General features: G+C 43.7%; 23 protein-coding genes and 1 pseudogene. 4 read left to right on the top strand and 20 right to left on the bottom strand.

Annotated features, from left to right (window positions below):
- Positions 1–399: 399 nt before the first annotated feature.
- The 10 genes and pseudogenes from NQ560_RS02890 to rplM form a co-directional block, all read right to left on the bottom strand.
- Positions 400–1197: pseudogene (locus NQ560_RS02890) on the bottom strand (type IV secretory system conjugative DNA transfer family protein); the annotation flags it as partial.
- Positions 1194–1694, bottom strand: coding sequence for a PcfB family protein (locus NQ560_RS02885; RefSeq protein WP_005335941.1), 501 nt, complete (start codon positions 1692–1694; stop codon positions 1194–1196). The gene NQ560_RS02885 and the pseudogene NQ560_RS02890, both read right to left, overlap by 4 nt.
- A 98-nt stretch (positions 1695–1792) precedes the next feature.
- On the bottom strand, positions 1793–2104 hold the full coding sequence (locus NQ560_RS02880) for a DUF5720 family protein (RefSeq protein WP_040015755.1): 312 nt from the start codon (positions 2102–2104) through the stop codon (positions 1793–1795).
- A gap of 51 nt (positions 2105–2155) precedes the next feature.
- On the bottom strand, positions 2156–3016 hold the full coding sequence (locus NQ560_RS02875) for a DUF6017 domain-containing protein (protein ID WP_005335944.1): 861 nt from the start codon (positions 3014–3016) through the stop codon (positions 2156–2158).
- Positions 3017–3083: 67 nt separating this feature from the next.
- A complete protein-coding gene (locus tag NQ560_RS02870) occupies positions 3084–3275 on the bottom strand; it encodes a hypothetical protein (RefSeq protein WP_005335946.1) in 192 nt (63 codons plus the stop codon).
- Positions 3276–3298: 23 nt separating this feature from the next.
- The gene (locus NQ560_RS02865; RefSeq protein ID WP_005335947.1) at positions 3299–3574 is read right to left on the bottom strand and encodes a DUF5720 family protein; all 276 of its coding nucleotides are present in this window, start codon (positions 3572–3574) and stop codon (positions 3299–3301) included.
- Positions 3575–3586: 12 nt separating this feature from the next.
- On the bottom strand, positions 3587–4522 hold the full coding sequence (locus NQ560_RS02860; protein WP_005335949.1) for a ParB/RepB/Spo0J family partition protein: 936 nt from the start codon (positions 4520–4522) through the stop codon (positions 3587–3589).
- Complete coding sequence (locus NQ560_RS02855) at positions 4479–5300, bottom strand: ParA family protein (RefSeq protein ID WP_005335951.1); 822 nt, start codon at positions 5298–5300, stop codon at positions 4479–4481. The genes NQ560_RS02860 and NQ560_RS02855 overlap by 44 nt, the downstream gene beginning before the upstream one ends.
- A gap of 464 nt (positions 5301–5764) precedes the next feature.
- Entirely contained in the window at positions 5765–6157 is a 393-nt protein-coding gene (gene rpsI, locus NQ560_RS02850) for a 30S ribosomal protein S9 (RefSeq protein ID WP_005335953.1), read from the bottom strand.
- A 26-nt stretch (positions 6158–6183) separates the two neighbouring features.
- Positions 6184–6612 (bottom strand): 50S ribosomal protein L13, encoded by a 429-nt coding sequence (gene rplM / locus NQ560_RS02845; RefSeq protein ID WP_005335954.1) that lies wholly within the window; start codon positions 6610–6612, stop codon positions 6184–6186.
- A gap of 411 nt (positions 6613–7023) precedes the next feature.
- Here rplM and NQ560_RS02840 point away from each other — a divergent pair, with 411 nt between their 5' ends.
- Together NQ560_RS02840 and NQ560_RS02835 are read left to right on the top strand one after the other, a co-directional pair.
- Entirely contained in the window at positions 7024–8361 is a 1338-nt protein-coding gene (locus NQ560_RS02840) for an MATE family efflux transporter (RefSeq protein ID WP_040015739.1), read from the top strand.
- 27 nt (positions 8362–8388) lie between these two features.
- Entirely contained in the window at positions 8389–9696 is a 1308-nt protein-coding gene (locus NQ560_RS02835; protein ID WP_005335960.1) for an alpha-amylase family glycosyl hydrolase, read from the top strand.
- An 81-nt stretch (positions 9697–9777) separates the two neighbouring features.
- On the opposite strand, the gene NQ560_RS02830 is transcribed toward NQ560_RS02835, so the two are convergent.
- The 8 genes from NQ560_RS02830 to NQ560_RS02795 form a co-directional block, all read right to left on the bottom strand.
- Positions 9778–11088, bottom strand: a complete 1311-nt coding sequence (locus NQ560_RS02830) for an O-acetylhomoserine aminocarboxypropyltransferase/cysteine synthase family protein (RefSeq protein ID WP_040015740.1) — start codon at positions 11086–11088, stop codon at positions 9778–9780.
- Between the two features lie 249 nt (positions 11089–11337).
- The gene (locus NQ560_RS02825; protein ID WP_005335964.1) at positions 11338–12291 is read right to left on the bottom strand and encodes a LysR family transcriptional regulator; all 954 of its coding nucleotides are present in this window, start codon (positions 12289–12291) and stop codon (positions 11338–11340) included.
- 23 nt (positions 12292–12314) lie between these two features.
- Positions 12315–12752 (bottom strand): RrF2 family transcriptional regulator, encoded by a 438-nt coding sequence (locus NQ560_RS02820; protein WP_005335966.1) that lies wholly within the window; start codon positions 12750–12752, stop codon positions 12315–12317.
- On the bottom strand, positions 12752–13258 hold the full coding sequence (locus NQ560_RS02815; protein ID WP_005335968.1) for a flavin reductase family protein: 507 nt from the start codon (positions 13256–13258) through the stop codon (positions 12752–12754). Before NQ560_RS02815 ends, NQ560_RS02820 begins: the two co-directional genes overlap by 1 nt.
- A gap of 16 nt (positions 13259–13274) precedes the next feature.
- The gene (locus NQ560_RS02810) at positions 13275–14075 is read right to left on the bottom strand and encodes a zinc ribbon domain-containing protein (RefSeq protein ID WP_005335970.1); all 801 of its coding nucleotides are present in this window, start codon (positions 14073–14075) and stop codon (positions 13275–13277) included.
- A gap of 83 nt (positions 14076–14158) precedes the next feature.
- Positions 14159–15382 (bottom strand): tyrosine--tRNA ligase, encoded by a 1224-nt coding sequence (gene tyrS, locus NQ560_RS02805; RefSeq protein WP_005335975.1) that lies wholly within the window; start codon positions 15380–15382, stop codon positions 14159–14161.
- 533 nt (positions 15383–15915) lie between these two features.
- Positions 15916–16863 carry a TIGR03943 family putative permease subunit gene (locus NQ560_RS02800; protein WP_005335979.1) on the bottom strand — a complete coding sequence of 316 codons (948 nt, stop codon included), beginning with the start codon at positions 16861–16863 and terminating at the stop codon, positions 15916–15918.
- A 27-nt stretch (positions 16864–16890) separates the two neighbouring features.
- A complete protein-coding gene (locus tag NQ560_RS02795) occupies positions 16891–18042 on the bottom strand; it encodes a CobW family GTP-binding protein (protein WP_005335981.1) in 1152 nt (383 codons plus the stop codon).
- Between the two features lie 269 nt (positions 18043–18311).
- On the opposite strand from NQ560_RS02795, the gene NQ560_RS02790 reads away from it, so the two are divergent.
- Positions 18312–19586 (top strand): double-cubane-cluster-containing anaerobic reductase, encoded by a 1275-nt coding sequence (locus NQ560_RS02790; protein WP_040015741.1) that lies wholly within the window; start codon positions 18312–18314, stop codon positions 19584–19586.
- Positions 19586–19864, top strand: coding sequence for a putative Se/S carrier protein (locus NQ560_RS02785; protein WP_005335984.1), 279 nt, complete (start codon positions 19586–19588; stop codon positions 19862–19864). The genes NQ560_RS02790 and NQ560_RS02785 overlap by 1 nt, the downstream gene beginning before the upstream one ends.
- Positions 19865–19920: 56 nt before the next feature.
- Here NQ560_RS02785 and NQ560_RS02780 read toward each other — a convergent pair whose 3' ends face one another.
- Positions 19921–21903 carry a sodium-translocating pyrophosphatase gene (locus NQ560_RS02780; protein ID WP_005335985.1) on the bottom strand — a complete coding sequence of 661 codons (1983 nt, stop codon included), beginning with the start codon at positions 21901–21903 and terminating at the stop codon, positions 19921–19923.
- Between the two features lie 127 nt (positions 21904–22030).
- A complete protein-coding gene (truA, locus tag NQ560_RS02775) occupies positions 22031–22831 on the bottom strand; it encodes a tRNA pseudouridine(38-40) synthase TruA (protein ID WP_005335986.1) in 801 nt (266 codons plus the stop codon).
- Positions 22832–22842 lie beyond the last annotated feature (11 nt).

Below are 22842 nucleotides of genomic sequence, written 5' to 3'. Positions count from 1 at the left end.
AGCATGGTCGTTCGTAGGATCAATTTCTACTAAGCCACACCGACTGCGCATTAACGCACCCACACATTTCTGCGTGGTCTTCTTTTAGACCTGTACATTCGCAGGTTCGTCAGTCCGCCCGCCAAAGCGAACATTCTAACCATAGGTATCTTATAGACTCTCGGCTTATAGGTAACACAGTCTGCCTCCAGACCGCTTTCGACCACTTTAGGCAGTGGTTACGGTTACTCTCAGCCTTTGTCATGGGGCTTCGTACACCAGCCATTACAGCTAATGCACGCCCATCAAGGGTAGGCGTTTCAGGGCGTTACCCCGTCATTCCACCTATCAAACTACCAGTTCTCCGAACAACGGAAAACCGTTGCTCGTGCGCAGACTTTTTACCGTCTGCGAACGAGTCGCACTTACCCAGAAATCGTCTCCGGCCTTGCCTTCGCCTTTGGTATTGGCGATCAGCGTTGTTACCAGCTTCAAAATATCCTTTTCGCTGTGAATATACGCAAAGGGATTATAATGCATGGATTTTTTGAAGTTGATGGTATTTAGGACCTTGATTCGGTACGGCTCATAAATGACCTTGCCGTGCTTATCCTTCATGGGCTTTCCGTCCTTCCCCAGCTTGGGCGCACCCCTTTGGAGCATTTTTCCGCACTCCACCAAAATGGTTCCCTTCGGGTCAGTCACGACGTAGCTGCTGTGCATCTGCATCAGATTCGGTTTGAGCCAGAAGCGGGTCTTACCGGAACCGGAGCCGCCAATCACCAGTACATTTTTGTTTCTGGCAGTCTTTGGGTCCTTGGGACGGCTGTTCATGGTCAGGCTCTCCGTTTTCGTCAGAATCACATTGTTCTGAAATACAGGATCAACGTAAGGTGCAATATCCTCACGGGTTCCCCAGCGGGCCGAACCATATTCCAAACCATGTCGATATTTCTTGGCGTTCTTGCTTTTAAGATACACCGCCAGCCTCAGACCAACACCGCAGCACAGCCCTACCAACAAGTCCAATGGATGCAGGCTTGGCCAGAAACTTTGCAGCGCCCCAGGCAGAACCGCAACCAGCGAAAGAAACTTTTCTGAAGCATCCGCCCCTTGTGCCATTCGCCATGCCTCTCCAAAATTGGTAGCAAACAGCCCCAGCAGGATATACGGCATATTCAGCAAAATGAGCTTTTTGATGTCCCATGTCTTTTTCATCGTTCCAGCTCCTTTCGCTTAGTGCGGTCCACTACAGCATTTTTAACCATCTCTTTGAACTGGTTAAGTTTTGCCAGTACGGACGGGCGCTCTGTTTTCGTTGCCTTTTTGACCTTTTTGTTGGTGTACTCTGTAAAAGCTGCTGTCAGAGCATCTGCATCACGGCCTTTGAAAAAAATCAGGTACTTTGACGGAGAACTGCTGCGGTCCTTTTTCACCGCATAATCCACACCATATTTCCGGGCGATTTTCTCAAACTCCTTGATAGAGGGGTCTGTGATCTCAATGTTGGATATTCCCTGATTCTGCCCGACAAGCTGCTTCACAGTCTGTTTTCCATGCGGAACAACCGGCGCATCACGGCTTCTCTGTTTTTCCAGCTTCTTTTCCTTTCGATGTGCCATGTACTTGCTTATGGCAGCCTTAAACATTCTGCCGGTAAACTTTGTTCCACTGACAACCAGCGTCAAAGTTCTGTTTTCCACTTCTTCCTGCATTTTCTCGCCTCCTTTCCACGAAGTTTGCAGGGAATCTCTTTTTTTGCTAAGGCGGAACCACCAGCCGCCGCAGAAGATAACGCTTCATACCGCCCTCCTTAGCGTAACTGGTCAGAATGGTCATAGTGCAGATTGCCCTGACGTACCTTTGCGTGGCTCAAAATCTTAATCTGCCCCTTTTCCTGACTATCCAGTGCTTTTTCATAACCGGTATCCGACAGAAACAGGCGGGTTCGTTCGCCTTTCCAGCCAACAGGGGAATCGTTCGTTAGCACATCAAAAATAATCATGTGCCGGGTGTCCTCCGCAAAACGCTGGAGGTCCATATATCCATGACCGTGATAATTCTGCGCTCCTGCCTTTACCCGCATTTCTTCCATCAGCTGCCCTATGGTCTTTCCCTCAGACATCATGCTTACTCCTTTCTCCCGGCACTTCCGGGCAATAAAAAAAGCGACCATTTACCAGCCGCCATACATATCGTGATTTACTTGTGAGGTGTAATGATTGCTTATCGTGGTCGGTGCATTGAACAGAACGGTCAGAAGATACTGTTTCATGTTGCGAATTTCCGTGGTGTTCTTCTGCAAACAGTCCATGACAAACTCAATGTGCGAATTATCCAGCTTCAAGAACCTGGAACGAACGATTTCATGCGGAAAATCGCTTCCTGCAATACGGGTGGTCTTTCGCTTTGCACAGACCGTTTCCACGATCAGCTCCACAATCTCATCCAAATCCTCCCGATAAGTTTCATACTGCTGACACAGGTATTCATACCCGATATTCTCCTGAATCAATTCCCGATAACTCTCTATCTCTGTGAGTGACATCGCATCCCTTCCTTTCCATTCCGGCAGACAATCTGCCGCACAATCCCGGAAGGGAATGGAATCGGTACTTGATCCATAAATATTTTGTTTTTGAGTATTTGATTTCTCTATATTTAATTCTGCGGGCTTTTCCGTATCCGGTTTATCCATATACGGGTTTTCCGTATCTGGTGAATCCGTATCCGGTTTTCTAAGCTGTGGCTGCTCGTATATGACATACTCCGTATCACTGATGCGTCCCTGGCTGTCACGCAGTTTGTGCCGCACAATGTAACCGGCAGCCTCCAATTCCCGCAACGCAGCGCCTATGGCATCCACGCCCTCCTTACAGATCTTTGCAAGACCACGGGTGGTGTAATTCCAGTCCTCTGGCAAAGACAGCATCATGGAAAGCAATCCTTTTGCTTTTAGCGATAAATTGGCATTTCGTAAATGATGATTGCTCATCACGGTATAATCACGGGTCCGTTCAATGCGAAAAACGGCCATCGACCTCACTCCTTCCGAATTTTTGGTACAAAAAAACCGCAATCCTCATTCCAAAGAATTGCGGTGTTCAACACTTTTCAAATTTTCTTGCATAGAACCAAAACAGCGGCTTTCGAGGACGCGCCTCTGTAAATGGCTCCTCCTGGGCGAAAGGAAGTGTTTGCATCACTCGGTCAATATCCGTTGAATCCATGTCATGCTGAGATTTGCAATCTTCCCGGATTGCTTCTTGAATTTCCTTTACCGTACACATAGTCATTCCTTTCCTTTCGTTGTATGGGTTTATGAGCGGCGGCGTTTTCCCGGTTTGAAATCGAGGATATGTCCCTCAATCACACGAGCATAACGCTTGATCTTGATCTCCCGGCGCTGCTGGCTTTGCAGGGCAGCCTGATACCCATCCTCGGTCAAAAACAGCCTCATTTCCTCTCCGGGGCTGCCGTAAGCTGTGCTGGGACGCAGGACGGAAAACTCAATCATCCAGCGTGTGTTATCCCAAAACCTCTCTACGGCGAGAATGTTGTGTCCTTTCAGCTCACGGGCTGAAATATCCATCATAGGCGGCTCCTTTCATCGTTCCTGGTCTCTCTGACGCTTTTTCTGCCATGCCTCCAGCAGCTTGATGATGGTTTCCTGCATCCGCTGGGGCGTATAGCTTTTAGGGAAATACTTCCGCAAGGTGTCAGAGGTAAATGTCACTCGGTCCAGATCGCTTTTCTTTTCCTCACCCATGATGACACGCATCATATCGAGGGTCAGATGCCCCTCCTGACTGTATTTCTTGAGCCGCTGGGCTTGAGAAAGAGAAGGGGTAGCCTGTTCGCTGTCCATCGCGTCCAACAGGTCTACCTGTTCCTCCTTTTTGAGAAAGGACAGCTCATAGGCAGGGTTCAGGGCGATTTTCTTCTCATCGACCATATCCATCAATTCAGGAATCAGTTCAGTCAGACGGATATAACGAAAAATCTGGTTTTTACTCTGACCTACTTGCTCTGCCAAAACCTCGCTGGACTTCTTCCCAAAATCGTTCCCAACTTGGGAACAATTTTCTTTACTCGGTCTGCCAGCCTGCCTTTTCATAGCCTCCAGCTTCATCTTGTAAGCAAAAGCCCTTTCACTTGGGAGCAGACTTTCCCGTTGCAGATTGCTGTCAACCATAATGATTGTGGCGGCATCATCATCCAAATCCCGAACAATGACCGGCATGGTCTCCTTGTCTGCCAGCTCACTGGCTCTGTGCCGCCTGTGTCCGGCTACCAGCTCATAACCGCCCTCCGGGTCCGGTCGAGCAATCGCCGGAACCAGAACGCCATACTGCTTGATACTGTCAGCGGTCTCCATCATGGCTTCGTCATCCTTGACTTTGAATGGGTGGTTCTTAAAGGGATGCAGTTCAGACAGCGGAATCTCCTGAATCTTTTCCAGCTTTGCATCCTGACGGCCTTCTTCGGTGGAGAACAGATCATCTACCGAGGCCAGCTCTATTTTTTTCGCGCTGCTTTTCAAGTTTCAACACCTCCTTCGTCAGATTTCGATACCCCTCTGCCACCTTGCCGCCAGGGTCATGGGCGAAAATACTTTTTCCCTCTGCGCTGATTTCCTTTGCACGGACAGAGTGTGGAATCTCCGTTCCAAAGATTTTGATTTTACTTCCATAGGTGTCCCGCAGCAAAGCAGCAATCTCTTTTGCAAAGTTGGTGCGGTTATCCACCATCGTCAGCAGGATACCGTCAATCTGGAGCTTTGGATTGATCTGCCGTTTCACCTTACTGACCGTAGATAGAAGCTGTTCCAGTCCTTTGGCGGGCAGATACTCTGCCTGAACGGGAATAATGATCCTATTCGCAGCGGCCAGCGCATTAACTGTGAGCATACCAAGGGAGGGCTGGCAGTCGATGAGGATATGGGAATATTGTCCCTTCAGTGTGTCCAGATATTGCCGTAAAATCGTTTCACGGCTCATGGCGTTTACCAAAGAAACCTCCATACCGGAAAGCTGAATATCCGCAGGCATCAGGTCAACGCCTTCTGCATGATGCAGAATACCTTCTCCGGGGCGTATAGGCTGATCCATCAGAATTTTGCCCATTGCATCCGACAGTGTAAATGGCAGCTTGTCCGGTTGCGGATTTCCCAAGCTGATTGTCAGGCTTCCTTGCGGGTCCCCGTCGATCAGAAGCACTTTCTTTCCGGCCTGTGCCAGACCTATTCCCAAGTTCGCACAGGTTGTTGTTTTGCCAACGCCGCCTTTCTGGTTGGCGATGGCGATGATTTGTGTGTTCATGACTTCACCTCATTTCTGATTGTTGCTGTTGTTTCTGGAAATAGAAAAAGCCGCCACTTCAAAATTAACAGTGAAGTGACGGCTCTTTCTATCGCCGGAATACGAGTTCCTGAAATGAAAAAAGCACCCAGCATTTATACTGTGTGCTACATCAAATTCATATTCAATTATTCAAATTAGCTCAAACTATGCCAAACTGCCACAGCCAAAAAACGAGGGGAAGGAGGGCTGAAAAGCACCCCAAAAAGCGGCTCTCGGTTAACCACTTTGGGAACCACTTCCCCCTCTTTTTGCCCTCTTTTTAGCCAGTTAACCACTTGCGGACCACTAAAAATTGGATGAAATCGGCTCTCGTTTTGCCAAATTTGGTCAAACCATATCAGCCCGTTTAGATATAGCAAAAGCCCGGAAAACCTTGATTTTCCGGGCTTTTTGAACCATTTTGATATAGTCTGAGCAGTCGATTATCGCTTGCTGAACTGCGGAGCGCGACGAGCTGCTTTGAGACCGTATTTCTTACGCTCTTTCATACGTGGGTCACGTGTAAGGTATCCAGCTTTCTTGAGAACTGGTCTGTACTCAGAATCTGCCTCAAGAAGTGCTCTGGCGATACCATGACGGATTGCTCCAGCCTGTCCTGTGTATCCGCCACCTTTTACGTTAACGATTACATCAAATTTGTCTGCTGTCTCTGTAGCAACTAATGGCTGACGAACAACAACTTTTAATGTCTCAAGTCCGAGATACTCATCGATATCTCTTTTATTGATTGTAATATTACCTGTTCCTGGTACAAGGTAAACTCTTGCAACTGATTTTTTTCTTCTTCCTGTTCCGTAGAATTTTGCTTTAGCCACTGTAATGTCCTCCTTTCAACCTTTCCTTAAAATGTAAGCTCAACTGGCTTCTGAGCCTGCTGCTCATGATCCGGTCCAGCATATACATGAAGCTTCTTAATCATAGATCTTCCTAAAGGTCCTTTTGGAAGCATTCCTTTAACTGCGAGTTCGATAACCTTCTCTGGTTTCTTAGCCATCATCTCTGCTAATGTAGTCTCTTTCATTCCTCCTACATACTCAGAGTGATTGTAATAAATCTTCTGGTTCATCTTCTTACCTGTTACCTTAATCTTCTCAGCGTTAACAACGATTACATAATCACCTGTGTCAACGTGTGGTGTGAACTGAGGTTTGTTCTTACCTCTTAAAACCTTAGCAACTTCTGATGCAAGGCGTCCTAATGTATATCCTGTAGCGTCAACTACATACCATTTTCTTTCAATCTTATCTGGATTAGCCATATAAGTCTTCATGGAATTCCCTCCTGTAATTCTTTAACGTTTATTTTTTTTGCTTCTCTATCGAAATCAACATGATTCCGGGGCTTTGGCCTCATGCTGTTTCTTCTTTTGCCATACTGTCATATTATATTATACTGACCCGTGTGTGTCAACCATTTTCAATACTTTTTCCGAACTTTTTTGCCCCCCTTTTCTCATGTTTTCAGTCTCTGATTCTATCTTTTTCTTTATTTTCTGATATTTCTTTCTATTACTTCTATATCTTTCTTTTCGCATTCATGGTATCATAGTTGAGAGGTTTTGACTCAATATCATAACTTATGATTGATAAAATGATGTTGGGGTCAAAAGCCCCAATTATGATGCAAGAATTATTTTTTTGCGGCAATGTCATTGCTATTTTTTCTTGGGGGAATTATTGATATGCAAAAGAAAATTGACCTGATAAATGGTCCCATTTTATCTTCACTTACCAAACTAGCTCTTCCTATCATGGCAACTTCGCTGATTCAGATGGCTTATAATATGATCGACATGATCTGGATCGGACGCCTGGGAAGTTCCGCCGTCGCTTCTGTCGGTGCTGCCGGCATGTATATGTGGCTTTCTAACGGACTTGTTACTTTAGCAAGAATGGGAGGTCAGGTTCACGTTGGTCATGCAGTTGGTGCCGGACGCACAGACTTTGCAGGGCGTTATGCCGCCACTACATTTCAGATGACACTTCTTCTCGGCGTTTTGTATGGACTGGTATGTACGATTTTTTCCAAACCTTTGATTGCTTTCTTTCATTTGACAAGCAGATCCGTTATAAATGATGCTGTCAGCTACCTGATGATTACATGTGGGCTTGTAATATTTTCATTCTTAAATCAGATATTTACCGGACTGTTTACTGCTATCGGAAATAGTCATCCCGCCTTTCTTTCTACCAGCGTAGGACTTGTTATCAACATCATTCTGGATCCGCTTCTGATTTTCGGGATCGGTCCATTTCCTGCATTAAAAGTTACGGGAGCAGCCATTGCGACGATCATTGCACAAATGGTTGTTACACTACTTTTTTTATTTTTTGCAAGCCAAGACCAGATTCTGTTTCACCATATTCATTTACTGCAAGCTCCAGATTCTAAGAAAGCTTCAGAAATTTTCCGGCTCGGGCTTCCTTCCTGTCTGCAGAGTCTTGTATTTACTGGCATTTCCATGACCATAGCAAGACTGGTTGCCGGATATGGTGATGCTGCAGTTGCCGTACAAAAAGTCGGCGCGCAGATTGAATCGATTTCCTGGATGACTTCAGATGGTTTTGCCTCTGCCGTCAATTCCTTTATTGCTCAGAATCACGGTGCCGGAAAAGAAGACAGAATCCATGCCGGATATCGGTCCGCTCTGAAAATCGTACTTCCGTGGGGTCTTTTCTGCACCATACTTTTGGTATGCTTTCCGACTCCGATTTTTAAGATTTTCATCACAGAACCTGATGTTATTCCGATGGGAATCAGCTACTTGATGATCCTTGGTTTTTCTCAATTATTTAGCAGCCTGGAGATTACAACCTCTGGTGCATTTTGTGGTTATGGCAGGACAATGCCGCCTTCCATTACCGGAATTACTTTGAATCTGCTTCGAATCCCGATGGCACTTGCACTGACTGCAACGCCACTGGCACTTAGCGGAATCTGGTGGAGCATTTCCATCACTTCTATTTTAAAGGGCTTGATTCTATTTATCTGGTTCCAAATTACTATAAAAAAGAAATAATATTACATAAAGAAAGAAGGCATAGTTATGTGGACTTATAACAGTGTATTTTATCAAATTTATCCGATTGGGTTCTGTGGTGCTCCAGTGCACAATGATGGTGTAACGGTTCCCCGCATCCGCAAGATCATGGAGTGGTCCGATTATCTAAAAGACCTCGGTGTAGATTCCATTTTATTAAATCCAATCTTTGATTCCGACAATCATGGATATGATACAAGAGATTTTCGAAAAATCGACTGCCGGCTTGGCACGAACGAAGATTTTTCAGATGTCTGCAAGGATTTGCATGATCACGATATCAAGATTGTACTGGACGGTGTGTTTAATCATGTCGGCCGTGGCTTTTGGGCCTTTCGTGATGTCCAGGAAAAGAAATGGGACTCTCCATATAAGGATTGGTTCCACATTAGTTTTGATGGTAACAGTTGTTATAACGATGGGTTCTGGTATGAAGGATGGGAAGGACATTTTGAACTGGTCAAATTAAATCTCCAAAATCCGACAGTGGTCGATTATCTTTTGGACTGTGTCCGCTTCTGGATTGATACTTTTGACATCGATGGACTCAGGCTTGATGTTGCATATTGCCTGGACCGCGAATTTATGAAACGTCTGCGACAGTTCACTCAGGAATTAAAGCCCGATTTTGCCTTGATTGGAGAAGTTCTTTTCGGAGATTATAACCAGATTGTCAATGATGAAATGCTTCACAGTTGCACGAATTACGAATGTTATAAAGGACTTTATTCCAGCTTCAATTGCATGAATCTTTTTGAAATCGCACATTCCCTGAACCGCCAGTTCGGACCAGAGGATTGGTGCATTTACCGCGGAAAGCATCTTATGACTTTTGCCGATAACCACGATGTCACAAGACTCGCCAGCATCCTGACTAACCCGGCACATATTCCACTGGCATACGGTCTGCTTCTTGGTATGCCAGGCATACCATGCCTTTATTATGGAAGTGAATGGGGCGAAAAAGGCGAGAAAGCACCAGACAATGATTATGCACTTCGCCCATGTTTTGATGCACCAAAACCAAATGAACTCACAAAATTCATTAAAAAATTAATCCAGATCCGTCAAAACAGTGATGCACTCTGCAATGGCTCTTACCGAAATGTAGTGATCCAGAATCATCAACTCGTATTCGAGCGTTGCTCAGAAAAAGAACGTATACTGGTCACTGTCAATGCATCTGACTCACCCTATACTGCATGGCATCAGGAATTGAATGGAACGGTCCATGACCTGATCAGTAATACAGAAATTCATATGGACGGAAAATTAGAAATTCCACCATATAGTACGATGTACTTGAAATTTTAATAAGTTCTGCCCTGCATAAAATTGAATTGAGGACGTAGTCAATCATTGATCAGCTACGTTCCCAATTCATGTGAGATAGGGTTATTTTACTGCCTTGAATGCTTCATCAAGGTCTTGGATAATGTCGTCAATATTTTCAGTACCGATAGAAAGTCTGATAGTGTTTGGTTTGATTCCCTGGTCTAACAGTTCTTCTTCCGTGCACTGGCTATGTGTTGTTGTTGCCGGATGGATTACAAGTGATTTAACATCGGCTACATTTGCAAGGAGTGAGAAGAGCTCCAAATTATCGATAAAGTCTTTTGCTTTCTGCGCATCTCCTTTGATTTCGAATGTGAAGATAGATCCTCCACCGTTCGGGAAGTATTTCTTGTAAAGTTCCTGCTGCTCTGGATCTGTGGATACAGATGGGTGATTTACATGCTCTACCTGTGGATGGTTGTTCAAGTATTCTACAACTTTCAGTGCATTCTGTACATGACGCTCTACACGAAGTGAAAGTGTCTCAAGTCCCTGTAAGAACAGGAATGAATGGAATGGTGAAATTGTTGCACCTGTATCACGAAGCAGGATTGCACGGATCTTTGTAACAAATGCTGCGGCTCCAACTGCTTTTGTGAAGCTGATTCCGTGATAACTTGGGTTTGGTTCTGTCAGTGAAGGGAATTTTCCCGATGCTTCCCAGTCAAATTTTCCTCCGTCTACAATGACTCCACCGATTGTTGTTCCGTGTCCACCGATGAATTTTGTTGCGGAATGTACAACGATGTCAGCACCGTACTCGATTGGTCTTACAAGATAAGGTGTTGCAAATGTGTTGTCTACTACCAACGGTACTTTATGTGCATGTGCAATTTTTGCATATTTTTCTACATCTACTACATCTGAGTTCGGATTTCCAAGTGTCTCAATGAATAATGCTTTTGTATTTTCCTGGAATGCTGCCTCAACCTCTTCCTCATTAAAAATGTCAACAAATGTTGTTGTGATTCCATACTGTGGAAGTGTGTGCTCTAATAAGTTGAAGGATCCACCATAAATATTTTTAGCTGCTACGATGTGATCACCGTTCTGTGCCAGGTTCTCGATTGTGTATGAAATTGCGGCAGCTCCGGAAGCAACTGCAAGTGCTGCAACGCCACCTTCCAGTGCTGCGATTCTCTTTTCGAATACATCTTCCGTTGGGTTTGTCAGACGTCCGTAAATGTTACCAGCATCTGCCAGACCAAATCTTGCTGCTGCATGATCGCTGTTGCGGAATACATAAGATGATGTCTGGTAAATCGGAACTGCTCTTGCATCTGTAACCGGGTCCGGCTGCTCCTGTCCTACATGTAACTGCAATGTCTCAAATTTAAATTTTCTGTTCTCTCTTGTAATTTTTTCACTCATAATCCCTATCTCCTTTTCTTCTACTAAATCTCTATTCACCTTGCCAACAATCTCACTTGTTTTTTGGGTGTGTTTTTTGCAGATTGCTCTGCTATTTTCATTGTTTCTATCAAACACATTTCCTATCTGTTTGATAGGTATATAATAGCATGACAATTCCTACCTGTCTAATATGTAAAAAAGAAAGCCGGCTATAAGTAATTCCTATAGCCAGCTTCCTGTATCTTTCTCATATTTTCTTCTTCACTTCTAGCTCTGCTTTTGATCCGCTTTTATATCTTCCACGCCACGGATGTCCATGCCCATAGCTTTGTATTTTCGGATTTCTTCCAGATATTTCTGTCCCAAAGGACTAAGTGCCACACCCTTTCGCTTCAGATAACCAATCGTCATATGCTCATTGGATTTCAGCTTCACTGCACAGTAATCTTCACCGTTGAGTCCCTCACATATAATGCCACAGCAAAGTGTGTATGCATTCAACCCTACCATGAGATTTAAAAGGGTCGCCCGGTCATTCGCCCGGATCAGGCGCTTGTATTCGTAAGTACTTAACACTTCCTCTGCAAAATAGAACGAATTATAATTCCCCTGCTCAAATGCAAGACACGGGTATTCTTCCAGTTCTTCTATGGAAATCTCTTCCTTATTTGCAAGAGGATGCCCTTTCCAAAGATAAACATAGACACCACAGTCCAAAATTGGATGAAATTCCAGATCAGACTCCTTAATCATCTTCGTCAATACCTTCTGATTAAAATCATTGATATAAATAATTCCTATCTCGCTGCGAAATTCCTTTACATCTTCAATGACTTCATATGTTTTCGTCTCACGGACCGCAAACTCGTACTCATCCATGCCAAACTGTCTGACCATTTCCACAAATGCATTAACTGCAAATGTATAATGCTGCATAGACACTCCGAATTTTTTCTTTACATTTTTACGTTCGATATAATGAGACTCAATCAGTTCATATTGTTCTACAACTTGTCTTGCGTATCCCAGAAATTCGATTCCTTCCTGGGTAACCGACACCCCTCGGTTGCTTCGCTTGAATAACTCTACTCCAATCTCTGTCTCCAGCTCTTTGACTGCCTGCGACAAACTTGGCTGCGAGATAAAAAGTGCTTTTGATGCCTCATTCATAGACCCGGTATCTGCAATTGTAATCACGTATCTTAACTGTGTCAGTGTCATATCTTACACTCCTGTCTTACGTTTTAACCTTCTTTGCATATTGGGTTTTCAATGTCTTCATTTTTCATCAGATCTGCAAGAGTAAATCGATCCGTGTACTCTATGATCACATCCCAAAGACCTTCCCAAAACTTCACTGTCCTACACTGTTCATAATGTCCGCATGCATTTGGCTCATCTTCAATGCAGCTTACCGGAGCCAGACTGCCTTCTGCTGCCCGTAAAATCTCTCCAGCTGTATATTCTTCTGGTTTTTTTGCCAGCATATAACCACCGTTATTTCCACGAAAGCTCTTTACATATCCTGATTTCGTGAGGATCGGCATGATCTGCTCCATATATTTCAGTGTAATCCCCTGTCGCTTCGAAATATCTTTTAAGCGAATATATCCGCCTGTGTTATGCTCTGCAAGATCGATCATGATCCGAAGTGCATATCTTCCTTTTGTTGAAACTTTCATTATTTCACCAGTACTTTCTCGATTTCTGCCATGTACATTATGTGGTAATCTTTCTCCGGATACCATCTCTCATCGTTTTCCGGTGCATCAAAGCACTCTGGTTTCATTTCCTGATGATATAACTTCTTACATACAAAAATCATCTCTGCTTCTTCCACTCCTGTTGTTCCGTCGACCGGATAAGGATGAAGTCCGGCTGCCGCCCACTTATCCTCCACATCACGTCCACTGACTGTTCCACAGTAGTTCAGCGCTTTGCGCTCCTCCTCCGGGAGAAATGATAACGTAAAGTGATCCGTCTGATCTACAAATTCTTTTGTATAACGGTTTGGGCGGATGTATGCAGTTGCAACATTCTTTCCCCACATAATACCAAGGCCGCCCCAGCTTGCTGTCATCGTGTTTGACTTCTTCTCATCTCCTGCTGTAATCAGCATCCACTGTTTACTTATCTTCTTAAATGGGTTAAATTCAAGACTTTCAATTGGTACTTCATGAAATGCCATATTTCATTCACTCCTTTTATTCTTCAGTTCCATAAACCTGCACTTCTGCAATACAAGTGTCATTCCAGCTCGTCTTGAGACCTCTGTATACCTGCTCAATAATCAGCTTAAGTTCAGAGGTTTTACATGTATCTGAAAATGTGACCCAGTATTCTTTTTTTTCATCTGAAAATGTAACTTTCCGAATTAAATGGTCGGTCTGAATATCCAGTTCTTTCGGTCTGTTATTCTGCTCATACGCAGCATCATCTTTCCAGCTTCCAAGTTTCAGTGCAAGATACTTTACCGTATATGTTTTTTCAAATTTAAGTGTAAGATTTTCACCATGTCCGTATCCTGCTACATCTTCCTGCCACGACGTCACTTCCTGACCGTCAATTGCTTTCTCGGCTGTGTTATCATCAAGTTCTGAACTCGCCTTGGAAGATACAGGCTGAATCTGTACATAAGAATCAAGATCCACAGGAGTTGCTTCGTCTACAGAAATTGTAATCTCATCTTCTTTTTCATCTTCCTGTTCCTGCTGTTCTTCCTGCTTTCGTTCTGTCTCGTTTTTCTTCTTATTTGCCTCTATTGTCTTCTGATCCGGCAGTGCATCTTTCGAATCTGCAGTCAGCTCACCTTGCGTCTCACTGACCTGTTTTTCGAACGCATGGTAACCGGTCTGTGCGACAACAGAGCCAAGCACGACTCCAGCCAGCACAACGCCGCCTATCATGATCCATGTCCTTGATTTCTTTTTTTCCAGTTTGTACCCACAATGTGGGCAGTAAGATTCTCCATCGTTAATCGGTTTGTCACATCTTGGACACTTCATAGGTTCCACCCTCTACTTATGATAATATTTACCTTTATAATGTTGGGGCAAAAATCCCCAACATCATTTTATATAATTATATTTTATTTTACAATGACCTTGCGGAAATTTTTCTTTCCTTTTTTCAGAACGATTCCTTCTCCGCCAAAATCTTCTCCGGCAAATGTGTGGGCAATATCTGTGATTTTCTCTCCATCTACAGACACTCCACCTTGCTGTACTGCACGGCGTGCTTCAGATTTGGAAGCTGTCAGGCCGCATTTTACAAGCAGTGTCATAATATCAATGTTGCCATCTGTAAGATCAGCCTCTGTAAGTTCTGTCTTAGGCATATCTGCCGCAGCACCTGTACTAAATAATGCCTTTGCAGCCTCCTGTGCTTTTTTAGCCTCTTCTTCACCATGAACAAGACTTGTCAGCTCAAATGCAAGGATTTCTTTCGCTTTGTTAAGCTCTGCTCCTTCCCATTTATCCATTGCGTCAATCTCTTCTAACGGAAGGAATGTCAGCATACGGATACATTTGAGAACGTCAGCATCTCCTACATTTCTCCAATACTGGTAAAACTCAAATGGGGAAGTCTTGTTTGGATCAAGCCATACCGCACCGCTCTGTGTTTTGCCCATCTTCTTTCCTTCGGAGTTCAGAAGCAGTGTAATTGTCATAGCAGAAGCATCTTTTCCAAGTTTACGACGAATCAACTCTGTACCTGCAAGCATATTGCTCCACTGATCATCTCCGCCAAATTCCAGATTACAGCCGTATTTTTGGAACAACTCATAGAAATCATACGCCTGCATGATCATGTAGTTGAACTCGAGGAAGCTAAGTCCTTTTTCCATTCTCTGCTTGTAACACTCTGCTGTCAGCATACGGTTTACAGAAAAATGCGGACCAATTTCGCGAAGGACTTCTATATAGTTCAGCCCAAGAAGCCAGTCTGCATTATTAACCATAAGTGCTTTTCCATCTGAGAAATCGATGAAACGGCTCATCTGCTTTTTAAAGCAATCACAGTTATGCTGGATCTGCTCTGGAGTCATCATACTTCTCATATCTGTTCTTCCAGATGGATCTCCGATGTATCCTGTTCCCCCACCGATCAGAGCAATTGGTTTATTGCCTGCTTCCTGCAGACGCTTCATCAGACACAGTGCCATAAAATGTCCTACGTGAAGACTGTCCGCCGTCGGATCAAATCCAATATAAAATGTTGCTTTTCCATTGTTTACTAAATCTCTGATTCTTTCTTCATCTGTTACCTGAGCGATCAGACCTCTCGCCTGTAACTCTTCATAAATTCCCATGATTTTCTCTCCTTTATCTCATTCATATTTTTATAAGGACGATATGTTGGTTCTTATTCGCGCGAGTGCGCATCCTGCCGGAGGCTTTTTTTATATAATAGGAAATGCAATTTCCTATTATATAAAAACGTCCTTGTCCGCTACCGGACAAGGACGACATATATCGTGGTACCACCTTATTTTACTGACAGCTTACGCCTGCCAGCCTCATTAAGCCGCATTCACAGCTTAAGCACGTTAACGGGTGCTTCTCGTCACAGCCTACTCGTCCCTGCCTCAGAATACATTTCTCTTACGTTCTTTTTGATTATACGTCTCCTCATTCTGCATGGTTCTGGATTTCGGTGTGCAGCTTTGGGATGTATTCGTAGTCTCTTCCTTCGTGCGCCTCTCACCTGCCGGCTGCTCTCTGTACGGGTGTATCCACCACTACTTCTTCCCTTCATTGCCTTTGCATATTGGTTATATTTTCTTTACCCTGCTGTTATGCTAACTGATTTGACATGCTTTGTCAAGCAGATTGTGTAATACATTTATCCAAGATATACATAATCCTGTTCCGGTGCCTCGGCCGGTTCAATGTGCATCAGATACAGTACCGGCTGCTCTGGTGCAAATGGCTCTGTCGGCTCAAAGGAATATCTTACACGAACACGATACCATTTCTGCATCTGGATATTTGTAACTTTTGGAATCTTACACGGATATCCATACAGACGGACATCATCTGCACAGCAGGTCATAATTTTTCTGACAGGAACGAACATATCATTCTTCATTCCTTTCGGACGAAATGCCTGTGCGACAAACTCAATCTCTTTATCCATATACTGGTCTGGATGATCATATGCATCTACATACCAGATTCCAAAGTCTTCATCTTCAACTTTAATTGGATTTTCCTTAATATCAAATGGCAGGTCTTCAGCTGTCGGCTGAATGATCTTGCCGTCCATTCCTTCAAATATCAACTGTGCCATTGGATTCTGTACCTTAAGTGCACGTCTGAATCCGGAACGATCCACACCTTCCGGGCAACGGTTGATAATGATAAGCTCTGACTCGGTAAGCTGCTCCATCAACATATTTCTCATGTTTTTCAGGTACATATCCAGTGTCGTTCCATTAACAGTAGAATAAATTCCCTGAATCTGCCATTTGCGTGGGTACTTAAGCTGTAACAAATCTTCCAGCTTCCACATTCCATTGTATTCAATGACAACCTGCGCCGGATGATAGTTCTTCTCGCAGTTTGTAAAAAATGCTGCATTTAACTGCTCAAATTTATCTATCTTTAAAAGCACCATATCATTTTCTTCCAAATATTCCTTGGAATATTCTTCCTCACCTTCTTCACAAAGAATCAGAAGTGTAAGTCCCGGTTCGATCCATTCCTGCTCCATCAAAGTATCTTTGACAAGCAACGTCTTTCCACTGTCCAGAAATCCGGTACATATATATACTGGTGTTGGTTCCATCATTGTTTTTGCTGCTCCTTTATATCTTTACTATTGTACATGGAATAATTTAGCCAGTTCGTCTTCTTTGAGATCTGTTCCAATTACAACCATACGTCCTGAATAATCAGCATTTCCATCTCTGACCTCATACTCCTGCGGAACAAGATCAAACTGCTTCCAGTTACCGTCTGTCATCTGGATAATTCCTTTGGAACGAAGGATTGTTCCATAAGCATCTGTCTCAGACAATGCTTTCAATAAGTAATCCAGCTCTTCCTCTGTGTACTTGTGCGCAGTTTCCTTACCCCAGCTTGTGAACACTTCATCCGCATGGTGATGATGGTGGTGGCCGCATCCACAACTACACTCCTCATCATGGTCGTGATGATGCTCATGGTGATGACCGCATCCACACTCCTCGTCATGATCGTGATGATGCTCATGGTGATGGCCGCATGTACACTCCTCATCATGGTCGTGATGATGCTCATGGTGATGGCCGCATCCACACTCCTCGTCATGATCGTGATGATGCTCATGGTGATGACCGCATGTACACTCCTCGTCATGGTCATGATGATGCTCGAATAATCCTTCGATCTCTGCACCGTGCTCGAGAGCGTGACAGATTGCGTCTCCGCTCAACTGATCCCACGGTGTGGAAATGATTGTAGCCTTGTCATTCTTCTCTCTTAAAAGATGTACACAAGCCTCTATCTTCTCGTCTGTCATATTCTGAGTTCTGCTGATTACGATTGTCGATGCATGCTCTACCTGGTTCTCGAAAAACTCTCCAAAGTTGTCCAGATACATTTTCGCTTTCTTTCCATCTACAACTGTAATTCTTCCTTCTATTTCAATGTCTGCATCTTCTTTTACATTTTCAATCGCTGCTGCAACATCAGAAAGTTTGCCGACTCCTGATGGCTCAATAATTACGTGATCCGGGTGATACTCATCCAGTACTTTTTTAAGTGCTACACTAAAATCTCCAACCAGTGTACAGCAGATGCAGCCTGAGTTCATTTCAGTAATCTCGATTCCTGCATCCTGAAGAAATCCACCGTCAATACCAATCTCACCAAATTCATTTTCAATCAGCACAAGCTTCTCGCCTGCGAAAACTTTTTCAATCAGTTCTTTAATAAATGTAGTCTTTCCGGCTCCAAGGAATCCAGATATAATGTCTACTTTTGTCACGTTTATTACCTCTCTTCGATATTAAATACAAAAATATGTTCCGTTTTTTATATTAACACAAAAAATGTTGTGTTTCAAGGCTATGTAAGCCAAAGCTAACCTATTTATTTTTTCTATAAAAGTTCATTATTTATAGTTATTTTGCACAATCTTACGTATGCATTGACTAACTCATTCGTTATTTCTTACAATAATCACATAGGATTAATCGCAATGTATGTTTGATTCTAACAATCAAAGAGTCAATGTCAAAGAGGAGGAATAATAACATGGCTGATTATGTAAAAATGTGGGAAGACCTTGGAATGGATATCAATAATCACGACAATCTCTGTCAGGTTCTTCCAACAGCAGTTGGGGATGTATTTATGACACAGGAGAACCGACCGAAAGCAATGGATTTCTGGGATATGGTCATTGCTGAGGTACATGGTATCCGCCCGGCTGAATTAATTGAGGAGCAGAAAAAAGGACGCAAAGTATTCGGAACATTTTGCGTATATGTACCAGATGAAGTTGTCATCGCTGCTAATGGTATTGTGACCGGACTCTGTGGTGGTTCCCAGTTCTGGGTTCCGGACGGTGAAAAAGTCCTGCCGAAAAATATGTGCCCGCTTGTAAAAGCTTCTGTTGGTGCAAGACTTGGACGTACCTGCCCATTCTTCCGTATTGCAGACATGTATGTCGGGGAAACTACATGTGATGGCAAAAAGAAAGCTTATGAGATTCTTGGAAAAGACGTTCCGATGCATATTATGGACGTTCCTCAGATGAAACGCGAAAAAGATATTGTAAAATGGAAAGATGAAATTGCTGATTTTGCAAAAGTTGTAGAAGATTTCACTGGTAACAAAGTAACACCGGAAAAACTTGCTGAGGCAATCAAAATCTGTAACGAAAAACGAAAAGCAATGCAGAGAGTTTATGATTGCAGAAAGTCAAAATGTCTGCCAATCTCCGGACGTGATGCTCTGCTTATGACTCAGATTTCCTTCTTTGATGATCCGGTACGTTGTGCTCAGATGTGTAACCGCCTGGCTGACGAACTGGAGCAGCGCATCAAAGATGGTGTATCTGTCGTTCCGGAAGGAACAAAACGTATCCTGATTACAGGAACACCTCTTGCAGTTCCAAACTGGAAATTACACAATATCATTGAGACAAGCGGCGCTGCTGTTGTCTGTGAAGAGATGTGTACCGGAACAAGATACTTCGAAAACCTTGTTGATGAATCTGGCGAGACACTGGACGAGCAGTTCATGAATCTGTCCAGACGTTACATGAAGACAAACTGTGCTTGCTTCACACCGAACACCGGACGTATCGATGACATTCTCCGCATGGTAGATGAATACCAGGTAGATGGAGTCATCGACTGCAGCCTCATGTTCTGCTGCCTGTATGATACAGAGAAACGCGCAGTTGCTGAAGCATTAAAAGAAAAGAACATTCCGGTTCTCTCTCTGGAAACAGATTACACCGATACAGATGCTGAACAGCTCCGTACAAGAATCGGTGCATTTGTGGAGATGTTAAGCAAATAATGGAAGATAAAAACGAACATATCCGCTATTACATACTCTTTGATAATCACACCCAGGGGATGATGCTCCACGAACTTCTGTGCGATCACGATATCCCGAATCGTATCGCACCTGCCCCTCGGGCGACAGATGGCAAAGCCGCCTGTGGAATGGCGCTTCTGATACATCCTGATGATATTGAAGCTGCCAGAACATGCATCGAAGAGAACAACGCAGAATATGTCAGCATCGTTCCATTAGAGAACCAACTTCATAAAAAGAGAGACCGATATTGTTAATTGCGTAAAAAAACGAGACATTTTTCAATGTCTCGTTTTTAATCTCATAATATGTATTACAGTAATCCACCAATTGATAAGAATAATGGTGCGAATACGAGAGATACTACTGTCATAAGTTTGATCAGGATGTTGATTGACGGTCCTGAAGTATCCTTGAACGGATCTCCTACTGTATCACCAACAACGGCTGCTTTGTGAGCCTCGCTTCCTTTTCCACCGTGATGTCCTGTCTCGATGTACTTCTTAGCGTTATCCCATGCTCCACCTGCGTTGGACATGAAGATTGCCATAAGAACTCCTGTTACAAGAGCTCCTGCAAGAAGTCCGCCAAGAGCCTCAACGCCAAGAACGATACCTACAACCAATGGAGCTGCTACTGCCATAACTCCTGGGAGAAGCATCTCGTGAAGAGCTGCTGTTGTAGAAATTCCTACACATGACTTGTAGTCCGGTTTCTCCTCACCTTTCATGATGCCCGGTTTCTCACGGAACTGACGTCTAACTTCCTCGATCATCTTGTAAGCTGCTTTAGATACTGACTCCATTGTAAATGCGGAGAACAGGAATGTAAGCATACCACCGATGAAGATACCGATGATTACTTTGTAATCAAGGATACTGATGGAATCAAGTTTAACTGCCTGTGCGTATGATACGAACAGTGCAAGTGCTGTAAGAGCTGCAGATCCGATAGCGAATCCTTTACCCATAGCTGCTGTTGTGTTACCAACAGAGTCAAGTTTGTCTGTGATGTCACGAACTGACTCCTCAAGACCAGACATCTCTGCAATACCACCGGCATTGTCAGCGATCGGTCCATAAGCATCAACTGCAACAGTGATACCTGTTGTTGAAAGCATACCTACGGCTGCAAGAGCAATTCCGTAAAGTCCAAATGTCTGATATGAAATAAAGATAGCTACACAGATCAGAAGAAGTGGGATAGCTGTTGATTTCATACCAACTGCAAGTCCACTGATGATTGTTGTAGCTGCACCTGTCTCAGACTGCTCTCCGATTCCCTGAACCGGTTTGTAATCTGCAGATGTGTAGTACTCTGTAATATTACCAATGATAACACCGACAATCAGACCAGCGATGACTGCGATTGCTGCGTTCATGTTTCCAAATAATGTCCAGCTAAGTGCCAGAGATACGATGATAACTAATGCTGCAGATACATAGCTTCCTCTTGTAAGAGCTTTCTGCGGGTTAGAGTTCTCATCACCTTTTACAAAGAATGTAGCAATGATAGAAGCGATCAGTCCACATCCGGAAATAGCCAGTGGGAATAATACTCCTTCTACAGCTGCCACAGCAACACCAAGTGTCAGAGCAGATACTAATGATCCAACATATGACTCGAACAGGTCAGCACCCATTCCTGCTACGTCACCTACATTATCTCCAACGTTGTCAGCGATAACTGCCGGGTTACGCGGGTCATCCTCTGGAATACCAGCCTCAACTTTACCTACAAGGTCAGCTCCAACGTCAGCTGCCTTTGTATAGATTCCTCCACCTACACGTGCGAAAAGCGCGATAGATGAAGCACCAAGACTGAATCCAAATAATACGTCTGTGTTCTTAGTAAAAATGTAAACAAGGCTGACACCAAGTGCGCCAAGTCCTGCTACGCACATTCCCATAACGGCTCCGCCTGAGAATGCAATTGAAAGAGCTTTGTTCATTCCGTGCTCTTTTGCAGCGTTAGCTGTTCTAACGTTAGCTTTTGTAGCAACTGTCATTCCGCAGTATCCTGCGATTGTTGAGAACAGCGCTCCAACTACGAAACAAATAGCTTCAATCCAGTTTTGAATTCCTACTCCGATCAGTACGAAAAGTACTGCAACGAAGATAACAAGAATCTTGTACTCTGCACCTAAGAATGCACGAGCACCTTCAGCGATTGCATCTGCAATCTCTTTCATTCTGTCAGTTCCAGCGTCCATTTTGCTTACTTTATTTGCAAGGTATGCAGCAAATAACAAAGCTACTACAGCCGCAACCGGAACCAGATACATGTAATTGTCCATTGTCCAATCCCTCCATAGAATTATATATCCTAGATAGTTTATCACAGAGTTCTTAATAATTCAAAGAAAAAATACAAATTTCTTATTTTTTTCTTACATTTTTCTTATATTCTTCTGTTGAAAGCGTTTACAGTGGATAATCTATTGATACAAGCACCAGTCCATTCGGCGGTGCTGTTATTCCCTCGGAAGTATGTTCCTTCGCCTCCAGAATATCTCTGATTTTCTCTGGTTCATAGAATCCACGCCCCACACGGATCAACGTTCCGGCAATGATACGAACCATATTATATAGGAAGCCGTTTCCCGTTACACGAATAACGATTTCTTTTTCATTTTCTAAATTTGAATTTTCCTGTCCCCAATTCGAAGCCTGGAACTTATCCATTGGAATCTCTTTAATTGTTATTTCATGCACTGTACGCACGGTATCTTTCGCATTAGTCCGTACATTGCAGAAGCTTGCAAAATCATGCTCCCCTAAAATGTATTTCGCACCTTGTCTCATCTTTTCCACATCTAAATCGAAAGAAACGAAGGTGCTGTACCGGTTTTTCAGCGGATTTCTCACCTTCGCGTTATAAATGTGATATTCATATGTTTTGGATATCTCGTTCTGATATCTCGGATGCCAATCTATCTGCACTTCGTCAGATCTTACGATCACAATATCTTCCGGCATCTTCTGATTCAGTGCGTATGCGAACCGGTCTCCCGGAATCCGGGATTCTGTATCAAAAACGGCTACATTTCCAAGTGCATGTACTCCGGAATCTGTCCGGCTTGCACCTATGATCCGGATATCTTCTCCGGTCAGTTTACTGATCTGTCTATTTAGGATTTCTTCTATTGTAATACCGTTCGGCTGAATCTGCCAGCCACAGTAATTGGTACCGTCATAGGCAACTACTATCCGAATTCTTCTCACTCTTCAAAACC

The sequence above is a fragment of the Dorea formicigenerans genome, from assembly GCF_025150245.1.
Taxonomy (GTDB): Bacteria; Bacillota; Clostridia; order Lachnospirales; family Lachnospiraceae; genus Dorea; species Dorea formicigenerans.
This window is presented reverse-complemented; position numbering and strand designations above follow the sequence as displayed.

Bases quoted from the DNA above. Each gene is read 5' to 3' on its own strand.
- NQ560_RS02885 (WP_005335941.1), bottom strand. From the start codon at position 1,694: ATGCAGGAAGAAGTGGAAAACAGAACTTTGACGCTGGTTGTCAGTGGA.
- NQ560_RS02880 (WP_040015755.1), bottom strand. From the start codon at position 2,104: ATGTCTGAGGGAAAGACCATAGGGCAGCTGATGGAAGAAATGCGGGTA.
- NQ560_RS02875 (WP_005335944.1), bottom strand. From the start codon at position 3,016: ATGGCCGTTTTTCGCATTGAACGGACCCGTGATTATACCGTGATGAGC.
- NQ560_RS02870 (WP_005335946.1), bottom strand. From the start codon at position 3,275: ATGACTATGTGTACGGTAAAGGAAATTCAAGAAGCAATCCGGGAAGAT.
- NQ560_RS02865 (WP_005335947.1), bottom strand. From the start codon at position 3,574: ATGATGGATATTTCAGCCCGTGAGCTGAAAGGACACAACATTCTCGCC.
- NQ560_RS02855 (WP_005335951.1), bottom strand. From the start codon at position 5,300: ATGAACACACAAATCATCGCCATCGCCAACCAGAAAGGCGGCGTTGGC.
- rplM (WP_005335954.1), bottom strand. From the start codon at position 6,612: ATGAAGACTTATATGGCTAATCCAGATAAGATTGAAAGAAAATGGTAT.
- NQ560_RS02840 (WP_040015739.1), top strand. From the start codon at position 7,024: ATGCAAAAGAAAATTGACCTGATAAATGGTCCCATTTTATCTTCACTT.
- NQ560_RS02835 (WP_005335960.1), top strand. From the start codon at position 8,389: ATGTGGACTTATAACAGTGTATTTTATCAAATTTATCCGATTGGGTTC.
- NQ560_RS02830 (WP_040015740.1), bottom strand. From the start codon at position 11,088: ATGAGTGAAAAAATTACAAGAGAGAACAGAAAATTTAAATTTGAGACA.
- NQ560_RS02825 (WP_005335964.1), bottom strand. From the start codon at position 12,291: ATGACACTGACACAGTTAAGATACGTGATTACAATTGCAGATACCGGG.
- NQ560_RS02820 (WP_005335966.1), bottom strand. From the start codon at position 12,752: ATGAAAGTTTCAACAAAAGGAAGATATGCACTTCGGATCATGATCGAT.
- NQ560_RS02815 (WP_005335968.1), bottom strand. From the start codon at position 13,258: ATGGCATTTCATGAAGTACCAATTGAAAGTCTTGAATTTAACCCATTT.
- NQ560_RS02810 (WP_005335970.1), bottom strand. From the start codon at position 14,075: ATGAAGTGTCCAAGATGTGACAAACCGATTAACGATGGAGAATCTTAC.
- tyrS (WP_005335975.1), bottom strand. From the start codon at position 15,382: ATGGGAATTTATGAAGAGTTACAGGCGAGAGGTCTGATCGCTCAGGTA.
- NQ560_RS02800 (WP_005335979.1), bottom strand. From the start codon at position 16,863: ATGATGGAACCAACACCAGTATATATATGTACCGGATTTCTGGACAGT.
- NQ560_RS02790 (WP_040015741.1), top strand. From the start codon at position 18,312: ATGGCTGATTATGTAAAAATGTGGGAAGACCTTGGAATGGATATCAAT.
- NQ560_RS02785 (WP_005335984.1), top strand. From the start codon at position 19,586: ATGGAAGATAAAAACGAACATATCCGCTATTACATACTCTTTGATAAT.
- NQ560_RS02780 (WP_005335985.1), bottom strand. From the start codon at position 21,903: ATGGACAATTACATGTATCTGGTTCCGGTTGCGGCTGTAGTAGCTTTG.